Here is a 14,297-nt window from a genome sequence, read left to right as displayed (position 1 = left end):
GTTGTTGCGCTCCAGCGTCCGGGTTCAGTGCGCCGGCAGCGGCTCCCGCATAGGCGAAAGGGCAGGCCAACCGTTCGGGGACACAACAATGGCCCCGGGCACTGCCCGGGGCCATTGTTGTGTCATTTCCGCGTGTACCCCATATTGGCGCTGACCTGGAGCCCGGCTTCCTTGAGCGATTCGAGCAGGCCAGGAATCTTCTCGGGGTCGAACCGGAAGGCCGGGCCGGAGATGCTGAGGGCGCCAATCACGGTGCCCTGGTGGTTGTAGACCGGCACCGCCACGGCATTCAGGCCGATCTCGAACTCCTCGTGCACCACGGAGTACCCCTTGGCGGCTACCTCGAGCAGCTGTGCGTCCAGTTCCTTGCGGCTGGTGATGGTGCGGGCAGTCCGGGCAGCAAGGCCCGTCTCCTTGAGGATACGGTCCCGGTCGTCCGCCTCCAGGGCAGCCAGGAGGACTTTGCCGCTGGACGTGGCGTGCAGCGGGGTGAGGCTCCCCACCCAGTCGTAGGTGGCCAGGGTGGACGGGCCCATGGCCTGGTCCACATTCACCGCGTAGTTCGAGCGCAGGACCGCGAGGTTGACGGTTTCCTTGAATTCGTCGGCCAGGCTTTCCAGGACGGGCCGTGCCTCGCGGACCAGGCTGAGCCGCCCGGGGATGGAACTGGCCAGGCGCAGGATTCCAAAACCGAGCTGGTACTTGCCCCGCTCGCTGTTCTGGTGCACCATCTCGCGGGTCACCAGCGATCCCATCAGCCGGGAGACGGTGGACTTGTGGATCCCCATTTCCTCGGCTATTTCGCTCACGCCCGCGTGCCCTTCCCGGGCGAGGATCTCCAGGACGGTCAGGGCGCGCTCCACGGACTGCACGCCGCCGGACTGGCCGCCTTCGGCATCGGTATCGGATTCAGGGTCTCTATTCGAAGCCATACTTCCTGATCCTATGCCGGAAACTGTGACGGCGGTGACATTGGGTTAACGCGCTTGACACCCGGGCGCCCCCAGGCCGGCCTAGCTGCCGCGGTAGGTGGAGTACGCGAACGGGCTCAGGAGCAAAGGAACGTGGTAATGCTCCGGGCCGGTGACTTCGAAGACCAGGTCCACTTCAGGGAAGAACGTCGCGGTCTGCAGGCCGGCGTAGTACGTGCCCGTGGCGAAGTTCAACTTGTAGTGCCCGGGCTCCAGCTGTTCAGGCCCCAGGTCCTTCGCCCGGCCGTCGGCGTCCGTGCTGGAGGTGGCCAGCTCGCGCCAGGTACCGCCGTCGTTCTTCAAAAGGACGACGGCGACCCCCGCCGCCGGGCGCCCGGCGCCGGTGTCGAGGATGTGGGTGGTCACGTGGGAAACGCTCATTCGCTGATCAGTCCTTCAAGCCGCAGTACGGCGATTTCGCGCAGCTGCTGGGCCACGATGGTGTCTTCCTCCTGCGGGGAATTGCCGAGCCGCTGGTTCAGGGCCTGCAGGATTTCCGGAGCGGTGCGTCCGGCGGCCCGGATCAGGAAGACGCGGCCGAACTTCTCCTCGTACTCGCGGTTCCCCCGGGCCAGGGCTTCTGCTGCCGCAGCATCGGCCGGATCCACCCCGGCCTGCTCGGAACGGGACATGGACGCCTCGGTGCTGGCCGCCGTCGGACGTTCCCCGATCCTGGGGTGGTGGGCCATGGCGGCGTCAACCTCCGCAGGAGTGAAGGGGTTGGCTGCCTGGGCGGCGAACTCCAGCAGCTGGTCCCGGCTGGCGAACGGCCGGGCTGCTGCCACCGCCTCCACCCAGCGGCTGACGTCGATGCAGGGCCGGAGGGTGGCCTGGGCCGCGGCGGAGCCGGCGGCGTTGAATTCGGCAAGCTTCATGCTGGCGTATTCCTCGATGGTCATGCTGGCATCCATGGTGACGGCTATGCGGATGCCGGAGAACCCGGCGCCTGTTCGGGGATTTCCCCAAACAAGGCTTCCGCATCATGGAACTGTTATTTCAGCATACGTAATATTCAAGAACAGCCGCGTGGCCGTGTCAAGCGGCGGCGCGCAGCTCCGGCAGGGGCAGTCCTAATCCTTGGAGGACGTCCTGGAAAGGACCCAGGTGTTGGTGGCACCCTGGCGCTCGAAGGTCACCGTGGTGACCAGCGCCTCGATCAGCGCCAGGCCGCGGCCCGACTCGGCGTCGTCGCCGGGCGTGGCCGGCTCCATGGGGCCGTACGGTGGCTTGGCGTTGTAGGCACTCACCCGGGCCTGCAGCAGCGTGGGCTGCACGGTGGTCTCCACCCCCAGTTCCACCTCCCGGTCCCCGGCGGGCCTTGCGTGCTGGACGATGTTGGAGGCGGACTCGATGACTGCGGTGGTAAACGTCATCTGGTCCATGTCGTTGACGAACGGAACGTCCAGCCAGAGGCTGTCCAGGTCGTTGTGGACCGCTTCGATGGCGTCCTCGGCAGCAGGCCCCCGGAAGCTGCGCGAGGCCAGGACCTCAGTCATTGCCGAACGCCTCTTCGGCTGTGGCATACGCCGTAAGGACCTTGTCCATGCTGGTGAGCTTCAGGACCATGTTCACCTGGGGCTGCACCGCCGCGATCCGCAGGTCGCCGCCGGCCTGGCGGGCCGCCTTGAGGCAGCCGATCAGCGCGCCCAGCCCGGAGGAATCCATGAAGGCGGTGTTTTCCAGGTTCACCACGATCCGGTTGGACCCGCCGACAATGACATCCGTGACGAACTCGCGCAGCTTGGGCGCGGAGACCATGTTGAGCCGCCCGTCCGCCTTGACTTCCGCGTACGAATCTTTGACCTCGTAACTGAACTCCATCAGGGTTCCTCTCTGTTTGCAGGTTCTGCGGCCGGTTCGTACCCCTTGTAGAGCACGGCGCGGACCAGGATGCTCATGACCACCAGGTCGAAAACCACCCAGACAACATTGACCAGGGTGCCCAGCGGTTCCGCCAGCCCGGCGGCAAGGCGGATGATTCCGACGACGGCGGCGACGGCAAGCAGGATGGACACCACGATCTGGGGCCGGATGAGGCTCCAGCTGGGTCCGCCGCTTTGCCGCGCCTTGGGGGTGACCGCGAACCCAAGGGGACGGCCGAACCACACGTTACGGGCCGCCGTCGTGCATGCCTTGATCCAGGTGGGGAACAGCGCCAGGCTGTACTGCTGCCCGCGCCAGGTGGGGATTCCGCGGCCGGCCACGGCGAACAGCAGCTGGTTGACCACCATGAACGGGATGAAGCGGATGAAGAAGTCCCAGCTCAGGCTGCTGACCGGCAGGATGCCCAGCAGCAGGTAGATGATGGGGGCCGCGAAGTAGATGACCGCGGCGAACCCGCTGAGGTAGGTCCACATGGTGGCGAAGTACATCAGGCGCTGGCCGAGCTTGAGGCCCTTCTGGACCAGCGGGTTTTCGCGGAGCAGCACCTGGATGGTGCCCTGCGCCCAGCGGAGGCGCTGGGTGAGCATGGTCTTCAGGTCCTCCGGCGCCAGGCCGTAGGCCAGGATCTCGTGGTGGTAGACGCTCTCCCAGCCCATGGCGTGCATGCGCATGGCGGTGGCCATGTCCTCGGTGACGGAGATGGTGGCCAGCGGCATTACCGGCTGGGCCTCGTCGCTGCGCTCCACGGTCAGCGCATCCAGGACGGCCTGGACGGATTCCAGGGCGCCCAGCGGCGACCAGTCACGGGCGGACATGCGCTGGACGGCGTCGTCCGTCACCACCGGGACGCCGGACTCGCCCACGTGGGCCAGTTCCATGGCGGCGATCTCTTCGAGGTCGGCCTGCAGGGCGGCGACGTCGGCCTGGACCAGAATCTGGACGGCGGCATCCACGCGGCGGCGGACGCGGTACGTGACCTCGCTGAGTGGCCTGCCGGCGTCCACTTCCTCCTGGGCCTCGCGGGTGGCTGCCTCCACCTCGTCGAGGACCTCGGCCACCAGGGGAGAATCCACGTCTGCTGACTTGCGGGCCTGCTTGATGGCTGCCCGGGATGCGGCCAGGGCACGGCGGATACTCTTCTCGGTTTCCTTGACGTAGCCCACCAGGCCCAGCTGCATCAGGGCCTCGCGGCGAAGGATGGCGTTGGAGCCGCAGAAGAAGGCGGCATTCCAGCCGTCCTTGCCCTGCTGGATGGGACCGTAAAACAGGGGCGCCTGGCTGCCTAGCGGATCATCGGCCGGCACATTGCTGAAGTATTGGGGGGTTTGGACCAGGGCCACCCGGCGGTTGTTGAAGTAGCCCAGGGTCTTTTCCAGGATGTCCGGCTCCGGGATCTGGTCCGCGTCCAGGATCAGCAGGAACTCGCCGTGGGTCACCATGAGGGCGTTGTTCAGGTTCCCGGCCTTGGCGTGGCGGGGGAGGTCCTTGGTCCAGTCTTCGCTGCGGGTGACGTAGCCCAGGCCATGCTGTTCGGCCAGGGCCTTGAGCTCGGGCCGGGCGCCGTCGTCCAGGATCCAGGTGCTGTGCGGGTGCCGGATCTTCTGGGCCGCCAGTGCGGTGGTGAGGACCATGTCCAGGTCTTCGTTGTAGGTGGTGATGAAGACGTCCACGGTTGCATCGTGCGGCGGCGCGGGAGCGCCTTTGCGGATCCTCAGTTTCCACACGGTCATGCCGAAGAGCATGACGTCGATGAGGCTGTAGGTTTCGGCCACCACCAACGGCAGGGCGATCCACCAGGCGTCCCAGTTGAGGGACGCCATCCAGCGCCACGCGATGTAGTTCAGGCCGGTCAGGACGGTCAGGACAACCACCACGCGGGTCCAGAAGCGGGTCAAGCCGGCACCTCCACGGGCAGGCGGCGGACCACAACCACCGTGACGTCGTCTTCGGCGGTTTCTGCGGGGGCCAGGGCCAGGATGGAGTTGCTTGCTTCCTGCGCCGTACCTGCGGACTGCGTTGCGTGCTGCACTGCCTCGGTGAAGTCCTCCACTGACCCGAACACATCCAGCACTCCGTCGCTGACCACAACCAGCGAGTCGCCCGGGGCCAGCTCCAGGCCCGCCTGCGGCCACTGGGTCCCCGGCCAGGCGCCAACCGGTGGTCCGCCGGAGGGGAGGCGGTCCGCCGGTCCGGCCGGCTGGACATGCAGCGCAAGGCCGTGCCCGGCGTCTACATAGCTGACCTTGCCTGATGCCGCGTCCAGGCGGGCATGGAACAGGGTGACAAATGAGTTGGAGGAGTCCAGGTCGGCGGCGATCGCCTTGCTGGCGGCGCCGAACCCGGCGTCGAGGTCCTGCCGCAGGCCCGTGGAACGCATTACTGCGCGGACTGTTGCCGCGATCAGCGCCGCCCCCATGCCTTTGCCCATGGCATCGGCGAAAGTGAGGTGGAGCCCGTCCGGCGTCTGGTACCAATCGTAGAAGTCGCCGCCCACGCTTCGGGACGGGCGGAAGAGGCCCGCCACGTCGTAACCGTCAACCCGGATGTCTTCCTTGGGCAGGAGGCTTTGCTGCACTTCGGTGGCGCGTTCCAGCTCGCCCCGGGCGGCGGACTCCGCCGCGGCTGAGGGCCGGCGCCGGAACAGTGCATTGATCCGGGACTGCAGTTCCCGGGGGCTGAACGGCTTGCTGATGTATTCGTCGGCGCCGTTGTCCAGGCCGGTCAGCTTGTCGAGTTCGTCCGCACGGGCGGTGAGCATCACGATGAACGCGTCCGAGAACTCACGAAGGAGCTTGCAGACCTCCAGCCCGTCAAGGTCCGGCAGGTTCAGGTCCAGGGTTACCAGGTCCGGCCTGGTGCGGCGGACTTCCTCCACCCCCGGGAGCCCTGCCCCGGCCTGGGTGACGTCGAAACCCTGCTTCACCAGGACGCGGACCAGGAGCCCGCGGATGTCGGGGTCGTCTTCGATGACCACGGCACGGCGGGTTTCGGGGGGAGAGACCATAGCTCTACTTCTACAGTATTAAGGCGCACGGGGCATGTCTTAGGCTCCACAGTTTCCGGTGACTTCGCTGACAGAAACGTTGTATGCGGCCCCCTCAGCAGATCTTGCGGAAATCTTGGCATCTGCTTGCCGGGACGTTGAGGAACGGACGTCACACTCGAAGGAACGCAGCAGCGTGCAGGCGGAAAAGCCCGACGACGGGCCACGCGGCGGGCTGCATGGTTTGCGGAGAGCGGGGAAGCGGCATGGAACAAGTCAAAAAGAGGGGAGCGGACAAGGCCAAGGCATTGCTTCGCCTCTATTTCCACTCACGAAAAGTGCGGGCAGCGGCCAGGGAACTGGAGAACGCGCTGGCCGAATCGCGGGAAGTTTCCAGCTGGCCCGGAGACCGGCTCCCCGTGGGGGAGGAGATGTCCCGGCACGTGGAGAAACTGACCCGCCGGCTCAAGCTCGAGACCGAGGCGCACCACAGGCTGGGAATCCTTTTCAAGACTGCGGGTGGAGGGCATTCCGTAGCGGCGCTCTAGGTGCCACACTTAGCAGCAATCGATTGGCTGGGGATAGTCAGGAGATTGCTGTGAGTTTGTTTGTCGGTTGGTCGTACCTGATGGCTGGACTCATGACCATGGACGCGATGCTGCTGGCGCTGTGGGCCATGGAAGTCGATTGGCGAAAGTACTGGCACCGGAAGTAGCGCAGTTATTCCAGTTGCAGCCGCATCAGCACCCGGGGGAAGCCGTTGAGCACCGAGGTGGTGTCCGCAGCCTTGGTGAAGCCAGTATCCTCGAACAGCTTCCGGGTGCCCACGTAGGCCATGGTGAGGTCCACCTTGCGGCCGTTGTTGTCCACCGGATAACCCTCGATGGCCGGGGCCCCATAGGAGCGGGCCATCTCCACGGCGCCTGCCAGCAGAACGTGCGAGATGCCTTTGCCGCGGTGGCCGGGACGGACGCGCAGGCACCACACCGACCACACGTCCTGGTTGTCCACATGCGGGATCTTCCTGTTGCGGGCAAAGGCCGTGTCCGCCCGCGGATGGACCGCTGCCCACCCAACGGGTTCGCCGCCGTCGTACGCCACAATGCCGGGCGGGGGATCCTGGGCCACCAACTGGCGGACCAGCTCCCCGCGTTCCCCGCCACGGAGGGAGACGTTCTGGCGGGACGGGATGCGGTAGCTCAGGCACCAGCAGACGGTGGCATCCGGCCGTTTGGGCCCCACCAGTGTCTTCACGTCCTCGAAAATTGTTGCCGGACGAACCTCGATCGCCATGGAACTATCCTGACACCCACGCGCGAAACAGGGGGGACCAAAAGGCGGGCGCCGTCACTACACTGGGACGCATGACCGAGCAGGAACCGGGCAGGGCGGCTGCGGATTCCGACTCCACCGGCACCTTCCTGCGGAGCCCGGCAGAGCGCTCCCGCACCTTCACCGGCATCCTGGTGAACACAGCCCTGGCCAACATCACCACCAGCTATTTGTGGTTCGCGCTGACTTTTTGGTTGTACCTGGAGACGCGGAACGTGATTGCCACCGGGGTGGTGGGCGGCGCGTACATGCTGCTGATTGCCCTCTCCAGCATCAGCTTCGGCACCTTCGTGGACCGCTGCCGCAAGCTGGCCGTGATGCGCTTCGCTGCCTGCTTCACGCTGGTCATGTTTGTGCTGTCCGGGGTGATGTTCCTGCTGGTGCCTGCCGCGTCACTGCTGGACCTGGGGCAGGCATGGTTCTGGATCTTCACTCTGGTCATCCTGGTCGGCGCCGTGGTGGAGAACCTGCGGAACATTGCCCTGTCCACCACCGTCACCATCCTCATCGAACCGGAGCGCCGTGCCAATGCCAACGGGCTAGTGGGGATGGTGCAGGGGCTGATGTTCATTGTCACCTCCCTGCTGTCCGGATTGTCCGTCGGTCTGCTGGGCATGGGCTGGACCATCGCCGTCGCGCTGGTGCTCACGGCGCTGGCCTTCGCCCACCTGCTGACCCTGCGGATGCCCGAGGAGGTGCGGCCCGCGGCAACAGACGCCCGCGGCGGGTTCGACCTGAGGGGCTCGATCGCGGCAGTGCTGGCCATTTCGGGGCTGTTCGCGCTGATCCTGTTCTCCACGTTCAACAACTTCATCGGCGGCGTGTACATGGCGCTGATGGATCCGTACGGGCTGGAAATGTTCTCAGTGCAGATGTGGGGTGCTGTCTTTGCGGTCGGATCCACCGGGTTCATCATCGGCGGCGCCTTGATCGGCAAGTTCGGGCTCGGCGCCAACCCCCTGCGCACCCTGCTGGTTGCGGTGGCGGCCATGGGAGTGCTGGGTGCGGTCTTCACGCTGCGGGAGTGGGCGTGGCTCTACATCCTGGGGATCTGGCTGTACCTGGTGCTGGTCCCGTTCGTGGAGGCGGCCGAGCAGACCGTCATCCAACGGGTGGTGCCGTTGGAGCGGCAGGGGCGCGTTTTTGGCTTCGCCATGGCATTCGAGTCCGCTGCCGCACCGGTCACCGCGTTCGTCATCGCGCCCATTGCCCAGTTCTGGATCATCCCGTACGCACGGTCAGCGGAAGGTGCAGCCCGACTGGACCCGCTGCTTGGCGGGGGCACCTCCCGCGGAATCGCCCTGGTTTTCCTGGTGGCTGGCATCATCATGATCGCGGCCGCCCTGCTGGCCTTCCTGACTCCCGTTTACCGCCGGGTTTCGGCTTCGTATGCCCACGTGGCGGCGGAGGCGAAGGCAGGTGGTTAAACGCCCGGACGCTCCCGCAGCACGTGCGGAAGCGTCCGGGAAAACCCGCAGCAGGTGATGGATCGTCCTAGACGCCCAGGGCCTCCTTGAGGCGGGCGACGTGGCCGTCGGCCTGCACCTGGTACTGGGCCAGGGTGACTTTGCCTTCGGGGTCCACCACAACGGTGGAGCGGACAATGCCTTCGTGGATTTCGCCCTTGACCAGCTTCTCGCCCCAGGCGCCATAGGCCAGGGCAACGGCATGGTCGGGGTCCGAGAGCAGGGGGAAGGTCAGGGAGAAGTCGCCGCTGAAGCCGGCCAGGGCTTCCTGGGCATCCGGGGAAACCCCGATGACTTCGTAGCCCTTGCCCTGGAGGGAGGCGAGGCTGTCGCGGAAGTCGCAGGCCTCGGTGGTGCAGCCGGGGGTGGCGGCCTTCGGGTAGAAGTAGACAATGACGTTCTTGCCACGGTAATCGGCCAAGGAGGTCTCCCGGCCCTGGGCGTCCCGGAGGGTGAATTCAGGAGCCGGGGTGCCGGGCTGAAGCTTGGTGGTCAGGGTGGGGCTCATGGCGTTCCTTTGTAAGACTCGGTCAGTGATGGCCAAACATCAAGTGAAGCGGGTTGCCGCTTACTGATACAAACCAGCGCGTCATATGCAGTATTCCGCCGGTCCACGAACTGCAGCGTGCGGACCCGGCACAAACTGGTACCCGCCGCCGCGGACAGTTGCCACGGCATGGCGGGCGTTGCCCAGTTTCTTGCGGATCCTGCCCACGTAGACGTCGATGGAGCGTGCCGTGGCGCCGGGGAAATCGAGGGACTCCAGGAACTCCTGCAGTTCCTCGCGGCCCACCGTCCGTGACAGGTGGGTCACCAGGTAGCGCAGCACTTTGTATTCGACGCCGGTCAGGGCCACGGGCCTGCCGTCCAGCAGGACGGTGTCGGCGGCGAGGTCCACGGCGACCCGGCTGACGGGGCCGGCCGACGGCGGCAGGCGGGTGCCGCCGTCGTCATCAGTTGCGCCGGGGTTCTCCGCCGCGGAGGGAACCGGAGAGGAGTCGGCTGCGGCTCCTTCCGCGGCGGACGTGGGGGCTCCGGCGGCAGGCCAATGGACTTCCGCCTCCGGAGCAGTTTCGAGGGCCCTTGCCAGGACCATTTGGGCGGCGTGGCGCAGGAGTTCCGGGCTGGTTCCTTCGGCCGGAACCACCCACACGGCGAGACCGCGGGCGGCGGCCTTGCGTGAAGGAAATCCCGGCCGCGCCCCCGCCCCCGGATAGTGCGCTTCCACTGCCATGGCGTCTCCCTAGACGCCGCCGCGGCGGATCAGCCTGCCCGTGGGGGTCTGGCCGTCCACTACGGCGCCGCGGAGGAAGGTCTTGCGCACCACGCCGGACAGGGCTTTGCCGTCGTACGGGGTGATGGGGTTCTTGTGCTTGAGCTTGGACACGTCCACCACGAAGGCCTCGTCGGGCGCAAAGACGGCGAAGTCGGCGTCGTAGCCCAGCGCCAGCTGGCCCTTGTTGGTGAGGCGGGCCAGTCCGGCGGGCTTCTCCGCCATCCAGGACACCACCTGTTCCAGCGGGATGCCGCGGTGCCGAGCCTCGGTCCAGATCAGGGACAGGCCCAGCTGCAGCGAGGAGACGCCGCCCCAGGCCACGGCGAAGTCCCCGTTTTCCAGATCCTTCAGGTCCAGCGTGGAGGGGGAGTGGTCCGAGACGATGCAGTCGATGGTGCCGTCCAGGAGGCCCTGCCACAGCAGCTCCCGGTTGGAGGCCTCCCGGATGGGTGGGCAGCACTTGTAGGCGGTGGCACCGTCCGGGATCTCTTCCGCCATCAGGGTCAGGTAGTGCGGGCACGTCTCCACGGTGAGCTTGACGCCGTCGCGCTTTGCGCTGGCGATCATGGGCAGCGCGTCCGACGACGACAGGTGCAGGATGTGCGCACGCGCACCGGTCCAGCGGGCCCGTTCGATGACCTCGGCGATGGCCTTGTTCTCGGCGCCACGGGGGCGGGAGGCAAGGAACGTGGAGTAGTGGTCGCCGCCGGGGTGCGGGGCGCGGTCAATCGCGTGCGAGTCCTCGGCGTGGACGATCATGAGGGAGTCGAAGGACTTGAGCTCGGCCATGTCCTCCTCCATCTCGTCCGCGTCCAGGTGCGGGAACTCGTCCACGCCGGAGTGCAGGAGGAAGCACTTGAAGCCGAAGACGCCCTCATCATGCAGGGGGCGCAGATCGGCCTTGTTGCCGGGGATGGCACCGCCCCAGAACCCGACGTCGATGAACGCCTGGTCTTCGGCCACCTCGCGCTTGAGCTTGAGGTTTTCCACCGTGGTGGTGGGCGGAACGGAGTTCAGGGGCATGTCGATGATGGTGGTCACGCCGCCCGCTGCCGCGGCCCGGGTGGCAGAGGCGAAGCCCTCCCACTCGGTGCGGCCGGGCTCGTTGACGTGGACGTGGGTGTCCACCAGGCCCGGGAGCAGCGTCTCGTCGTCGGCGAGGTCGATGATCTCGGCGCCGGCCAGGCCGTTGCCGAGCGGTTCGAGGGCCACGATCTTGCCGTTGCGGACGCCCACCTCGCGTGGCGCGATGCCGGCGGTGGTCAGGATGCGCCGGCCCCGGATGACGAGGTCGAAACGTTCTTCAGACACGGAGGTCCTCCTTGGTACTTGCGGCGGCAGGCCTGTTGGCTGCCAGCCCCGCACTGATTTGGGTGCCCAGCTGCTCCAGCAGCGGCCCTGCCTCTGCTATGCACCTGTTTACATCGGTTTCGAGCGCCGTCAAAGCGTAAACATCCTCGAATCCTGCGGCCGCTGCCTGGCCCTGGTCCAGGGTGGTCCGGCCGCAGACGGCGATGACCGGAACGCCCTGCGCCGCAGCAGCCCGGGCAACACCCATGGGGGTCTTGCCCAGCAGGCTTTGCTCATCCAGGCTGCCTTCGCCGGTGATCACCAGGTCGGCGCCGGCCAGCCGCTGCTCCAGTTCCGTGAATTCAAGGACGACGTCGATCCCCGGCCGCCGCGTGGCGGCCAGGACGGCGATGGCGGCGTAGCCCACGCCGCCGGCTGCCCCGGCTCCGGGAGCCTCGGCAGCCTTGACGGCGCGGAATCCGATTTCCCTGGCCAGGACTTCGACAAACCTGGCCAGGGCGGCGTCGAGCATGCCGACGTCCTGTTGTGTGGCTCCCTTTTGCGGGCCGAAAACCGCCGGGGCGCCCTGGGCGCCCAGCAGCGGGTTGTCGACGTCGGATGCCAGCACAAAGCGGGTGTCCACCAGCCGGGGCTCGAAATCGGTGAAGTCGATGCTGTGCAGGTTTGCCAGCGCAGCCCCGCCCGGTGGAAGTTCGTTGTTCCTGCTGTCCAGGAACCTGGCACCAAGCCCCTGCAGGAGCCCCGCGCCGCCGTCGGTGTTGGCGCTGCCGCCCACGCCCAGGATGATCCGCCGGCAGCCGGCGTCCAGGGCGGCCCTGATGAGCTGGCCCGTGCCCAGGCTGGTGGCTGTGGTGGCGTCAGCCGAGCCCGGCCTGCCGCCGTTCCGGACGCCCGGCATCAGCGCGAGCCCGGATGCCGTGGCCATCTCGATGACGGCTTCGTGCCCGCGGACGGCGAAGTCCGCATCCACGGGCTGCCCGCTGGGACCGGTGACCGTTGCGCTCCGGCGGGTGAAGCCGGAGCCGACGGCGGCGTCGAGGGTGCCCTCGCCGCCGTCGGCCACCGGAATCCGGACCACGTCAAGGTTCCCGCCGGCCCCGCGCTGCAGGCCCCGCTCCAGGTGGCTGCAGACCTCCGGCGCGGACAGCGAACCCTTGAACTTGTCCGGGGCGATAACCACGCGCATGGTTATGCCTGCAGGGCCAGGATGGCGGTGGGTGCGTCTGCGGCAGTCTCGGCCAGGGGCTCGAACTCGTTGACGGCGTTGATTTCCACGCCCATGGAGATGTTGGTGACCTTTTCCAGGATCACTTCCACCACCACGGGAACCTGGAACTCGCCCATGAGCGCCTTGGCCTTGTCGAACGCGGCGGCGAGGTCGTTGGGGTCCTCCACACGGACGGCCTTGCAGCCCAGGCCCTCGGCCACCTTGAGGTGGTCAACGCCGTAGCCGCGGGTGTCCTCGGACAGGTGTGCGCTGTTGATGTTCTCGAACGCCAGGGACACGTTCTGCTCCATGTTGAACCCGCGCTGGGACTGGCGGATCAGGCCCAGGTAGGAGTTGTTCACCACCACGTGGATGTAGGGGAGGTTGAACTGGGCGCCCACAGCCAGTTCCTCGATCATGAACTGGAAGTCGTAGTCGCCGGAGAGGGCCACCACGGTCTCATCCGGCTTGCCACGGACCACGCCAAGCGCTGCCGGGGCGGTCCAGCCCAGCGGGCCTGCCTGGCCGGCGTTGATCCATTTGCGGGGACCGAACACGTGGAGCATCTGGGCCCCGGCGATCTGGGACAGGCCGATGGTGGACACGTAGATGGTGTCGCGGCCGAAGGACTTGTTCATCTCCTCGTACACGCGCTGCGGCTTGATGGGGATGTTCTCGAAGTGCGTCTTGCGGTGCAGGGAGGCCTTGCGGTCCTGGCACTCGGCAACCCAGGCGGTGTAGTCCGGCAGGGACCCTGCCGCCTTGCGCTCTTTGGCGAGCTCAACCAGCCCTGCCAGCGCCGCGCCGGCGTCGGACGCGATGCCCAGGTCCGGGGAGAACACGCGGCCGATCTGGGTGGGCTCGATGTCGATGTGCACGAACTTGCGGCCGGCGGTGTAGGTGTCCAGGCCGCCCGTGTGGCGGTTGGCCCAGCGGTTGCCGATGCCGATCACGAAGTCGCTCTGCAAATAGTTCTCGTTGCCGTAGCGGTGGCTGGTCTGCAGGCCCACCATGCCGGCCATCAGGCGGTGGTCATCCGGGATGGTGCCCCAGCCCATCAGGGTGGGAATGACCGGAATGTTGAGGGTTTCGGCCAGTTCCACCAGCTGCGCGGAGGCGCCGGCGTTGATGATGCCGCCGCCGGCCACGATCAGCGGGTGCTTGGCCGCGGTCAGCATGTCCAGGGCCTTTTCCAGCTGCTTGCGGGAGGCCTTGGGCTTTTCGACGGGAAGGGGCTCGTAGGTATCGATGTCGAACTCGATCTCGGCCATTTGAACGTCGATGGGCAGGTCCAGGAGAACCGGGCCGGGGCGGCCGGAGCGCATCAGCTGGAAGGCCTTCTGGAAGGCGCCCGGAACCTGGCCCGGCTCCAGGATGGTCATGGCCATCTTGGTCACGGGCTTGGCGATGGACTCGATGTCCACGGCCTGGAAGTCTTCCTTGTGCAGCTTGGCAACCGGGGCCTGGCCGGTGATGCAGAGCATGGGGATGGAGTCTGCCCAGGCGGCGTAGAGGCCGGTGATCATGTCGGTGCCGGCAGGGCCGGAGGTGCCGATGCAGATGCCGATGTTGCCGTCCTTGGCGCGGCTGAAGCCGTCGGCCATGTGGCTGGCGCCTTCAACGTGGCGGGCCAGGGTGTGGCGGATGCCGCCGTGGGCGCGCATTGCGGAATAGAAGGGGTTGATCGCGGCGCCTGGCAGGCCGAACGCCTCGATGGCGCCTTCCTTTTCCAGGATGGCCACCGCTGCATCAACGGTACGCATCTTGCTCATGGGGTGCTCCTTGAAAGCTTGGGAAGTCTGTTTTTGGGTGTGCTGAAGGAAGGCCCGGCGGTCGCGGGGCACTTTGGGAGTGTCGGCGTCGTAAA

General features: G+C 66.8%; 15 protein-coding genes. 2 read left to right on the top strand and 13 right to left on the bottom strand.

Features of this window, described 5'->3' with window-relative positions; all coding sequences use genetic code 11:
* Positions 1-122: 122 nt before the first annotated feature.
* From LDO14_RS18155 to LDO14_RS18125, 7 genes are all read right to left on the bottom strand, one after another.
* Entirely contained in the window at positions 123-932 is an 810-nt protein-coding gene (locus LDO14_RS18155) for an IclR family transcriptional regulator (RefSeq protein WP_134165087.1), read from the bottom strand.
* An 81-nt stretch (positions 933-1,013) separates the two neighbouring features.
* On the bottom strand, positions 1,014-1,352 hold the full coding sequence (uraH, locus tag LDO14_RS18150) for a hydroxyisourate hydrolase (protein ID WP_018771769.1): 339 nt from the start codon (positions 1,350-1,352) through the stop codon (positions 1,014-1,016).
* Complete coding sequence (uraD, locus tag LDO14_RS18145) at positions 1,349-1,846, bottom strand: 2-oxo-4-hydroxy-4-carboxy-5-ureidoimidazoline decarboxylase (RefSeq protein WP_056392068.1); 498 nt, start codon at positions 1,844-1,846, stop codon at positions 1,349-1,351. Before uraD ends, uraH begins: the two co-directional genes overlap by 4 nt.
* Before the next feature lie 195 nt (positions 1,847-2,041).
* A complete protein-coding gene (locus tag LDO14_RS18140) occupies positions 2,042-2,467 on the bottom strand; it encodes an ATP-binding protein (RefSeq protein ID WP_223992810.1) in 426 nt (141 codons plus the stop codon).
* Positions 2,460-2,792 (bottom strand): STAS domain-containing protein, encoded by a 333-nt coding sequence (locus LDO14_RS18135; RefSeq protein WP_134165088.1) that lies wholly within the window; start codon positions 2,790-2,792, stop codon positions 2,460-2,462. Before LDO14_RS18135 ends, LDO14_RS18140 begins: the two co-directional genes overlap by 8 nt.
* Positions 2,792-4,750 carry a glycosyltransferase gene (locus tag LDO14_RS18130; RefSeq protein ID WP_134165089.1) on the bottom strand — a complete coding sequence of 653 codons (1,959 nt, stop codon included), beginning with the start codon at positions 4,748-4,750 and terminating at the stop codon, positions 2,792-2,794. Before LDO14_RS18130 ends, LDO14_RS18135 begins: the two co-directional genes overlap by 1 nt.
* Positions 4,747-5,859, bottom strand: coding sequence for a SpoIIE family protein phosphatase (locus LDO14_RS18125; protein WP_134165090.1), 1,113 nt, complete (start codon positions 5,857-5,859; stop codon positions 4,747-4,749). Before LDO14_RS18125 ends, LDO14_RS18130 begins: the two co-directional genes overlap by 4 nt.
* A gap of 245 nt (positions 5,860-6,104) precedes the next feature.
* On the opposite strand from LDO14_RS18125, the gene LDO14_RS18120 reads away from it, so the two are divergent.
* A complete protein-coding gene (locus LDO14_RS18120; RefSeq protein WP_223992807.1) occupies positions 6,105-6,386 on the top strand; it encodes a hypothetical protein in 282 nt (93 codons plus the stop codon).
* A 172-nt stretch (positions 6,387-6,558) separates the two neighbouring features.
* On the opposite strand, the gene LDO14_RS18115 is transcribed toward LDO14_RS18120, so the two are convergent.
* Positions 6,559-7,131, bottom strand: a complete 573-nt coding sequence (locus LDO14_RS18115) for a GNAT family N-acetyltransferase (protein WP_018771761.1) — start codon at positions 7,129-7,131, stop codon at positions 6,559-6,561.
* A gap of 71 nt (positions 7,132-7,202) precedes the next feature.
* Here LDO14_RS18115 and LDO14_RS18110 point away from each other — a divergent pair, with 71 nt between their 5' ends.
* Complete coding sequence (locus LDO14_RS18110; RefSeq protein WP_134165092.1) at positions 7,203-8,597, top strand: MFS transporter; 1,395 nt, start codon at positions 7,203-7,205, stop codon at positions 8,595-8,597.
* Positions 8,598-8,664: 67 nt separating this feature from the next.
* Here the strand turns inward: LDO14_RS18110 and bcp are convergent, their stop codons facing one another.
* From bcp to gcl, 5 genes are all read right to left on the bottom strand, one after another.
* Entirely contained in the window at positions 8,665-9,144 is a 480-nt protein-coding gene (gene bcp, locus LDO14_RS18105; RefSeq protein WP_018771759.1) for a thioredoxin-dependent thiol peroxidase, read from the bottom strand.
* Between the two features lie 81 nt (positions 9,145-9,225).
* The gene (locus LDO14_RS18100) at positions 9,226-9,870 is read right to left on the bottom strand and encodes a winged helix-turn-helix domain-containing protein (RefSeq protein ID WP_223992806.1); all 645 of its coding nucleotides are present in this window, start codon (positions 9,868-9,870) and stop codon (positions 9,226-9,228) included.
* Positions 9,871-9,879: 9 nt separating this feature from the next.
* Positions 9,880-11,223, bottom strand: coding sequence for an allantoinase AllB (gene allB / locus LDO14_RS18095; RefSeq protein ID WP_056391695.1), 1,344 nt, complete (start codon positions 11,221-11,223; stop codon positions 9,880-9,882).
* The gene (locus tag LDO14_RS18090) at positions 11,216-12,409 is read right to left on the bottom strand and encodes a glycerate kinase (RefSeq protein ID WP_018771756.1); all 1,194 of its coding nucleotides are present in this window, start codon (positions 12,407-12,409) and stop codon (positions 11,216-11,218) included. The genes allB and LDO14_RS18090 overlap by 8 nt, the downstream gene beginning before the upstream one ends.
* 2 nt (positions 12,410-12,411) lie before the next feature.
* Complete coding sequence (gene gcl, locus LDO14_RS18085; RefSeq protein WP_223992805.1) at positions 12,412-14,202, bottom strand: glyoxylate carboligase; 1,791 nt, start codon at positions 14,200-14,202, stop codon at positions 12,412-12,414.
* Between the last annotated feature and the right edge of the window lie 95 nt (positions 14,203-14,297).

The organism is Arthrobacter sp. NicSoilB11 (genome assembly GCF_019977375.1).
Classification (GTDB): domain Bacteria; phylum Actinomycetota; class Actinomycetes; order Actinomycetales; family Micrococcaceae; genus Arthrobacter.
This window is presented reverse-complemented; position numbering and strand designations above follow the sequence as displayed.

Excerpts from the sequence above, each read along its gene's own strand:
- LDO14_RS18110 (WP_134165092.1), top strand. The coding sequence starts at position 7,203 with ATGACCGAGCAGGAACCGGGCAGGGCGGCTGCGGATTCCGACTCCACC.
- gcl (WP_223992805.1), bottom strand. The coding sequence starts at position 14,202 with ATGAGCAAGATGCGTACCGTTGATGCAGCGGTGGCCATCCTGGAAAAG.
- LDO14_RS18125 (WP_134165090.1), bottom strand. The coding sequence starts at position 5,859 with ATGGTCTCTCCCCCCGAAACCCGCCGTGCCGTGGTCATCGAAGACGAC.
- LDO14_RS18135 (WP_134165088.1), bottom strand. The coding sequence starts at position 2,792 with ATGGAGTTCAGTTACGAGGTCAAAGATTCGTACGCGGAAGTCAAGGCG.
- LDO14_RS18140 (WP_223992810.1), bottom strand. The coding sequence starts at position 2,467 with ATGACTGAGGTCCTGGCCTCGCGCAGCTTCCGGGGGCCTGCTGCCGAG.
- LDO14_RS18155 (WP_134165087.1), bottom strand. The coding sequence starts at position 932 with ATGGCTTCGAATAGAGACCCTGAATCCGATACCGATGCCGAAGGCGGC.
- bcp (WP_018771759.1), bottom strand. The coding sequence starts at position 9,144 with ATGAGCCCCACCCTGACCACCAAGCTTCAGCCCGGCACCCCGGCTCCT.
- uraH (WP_018771769.1), bottom strand. The coding sequence starts at position 1,352 with ATGAGCGTTTCCCACGTGACCACCCACATCCTCGACACCGGCGCCGGG.
- LDO14_RS18120 (WP_223992807.1), top strand. The coding sequence starts at position 6,105 with ATGGAACAAGTCAAAAAGAGGGGAGCGGACAAGGCCAAGGCATTGCTT.
- uraD (WP_056392068.1), bottom strand. The coding sequence starts at position 1,846 with ATGAAGCTTGCCGAATTCAACGCCGCCGGCTCCGCCGCGGCCCAGGCC.
- LDO14_RS18100 (WP_223992806.1), bottom strand. The coding sequence starts at position 9,870 with ATGGCAGTGGAAGCGCACTATCCGGGGGCGGGGGCGCGGCCGGGATTT.
- LDO14_RS18115 (WP_018771761.1), bottom strand. The coding sequence starts at position 7,131 with ATGGCGATCGAGGTTCGTCCGGCAACAATTTTCGAGGACGTGAAGACA.
- LDO14_RS18090 (WP_018771756.1), bottom strand. The coding sequence starts at position 12,409 with ATGCGCGTGGTTATCGCCCCGGACAAGTTCAAGGGTTCGCTGTCCGCG.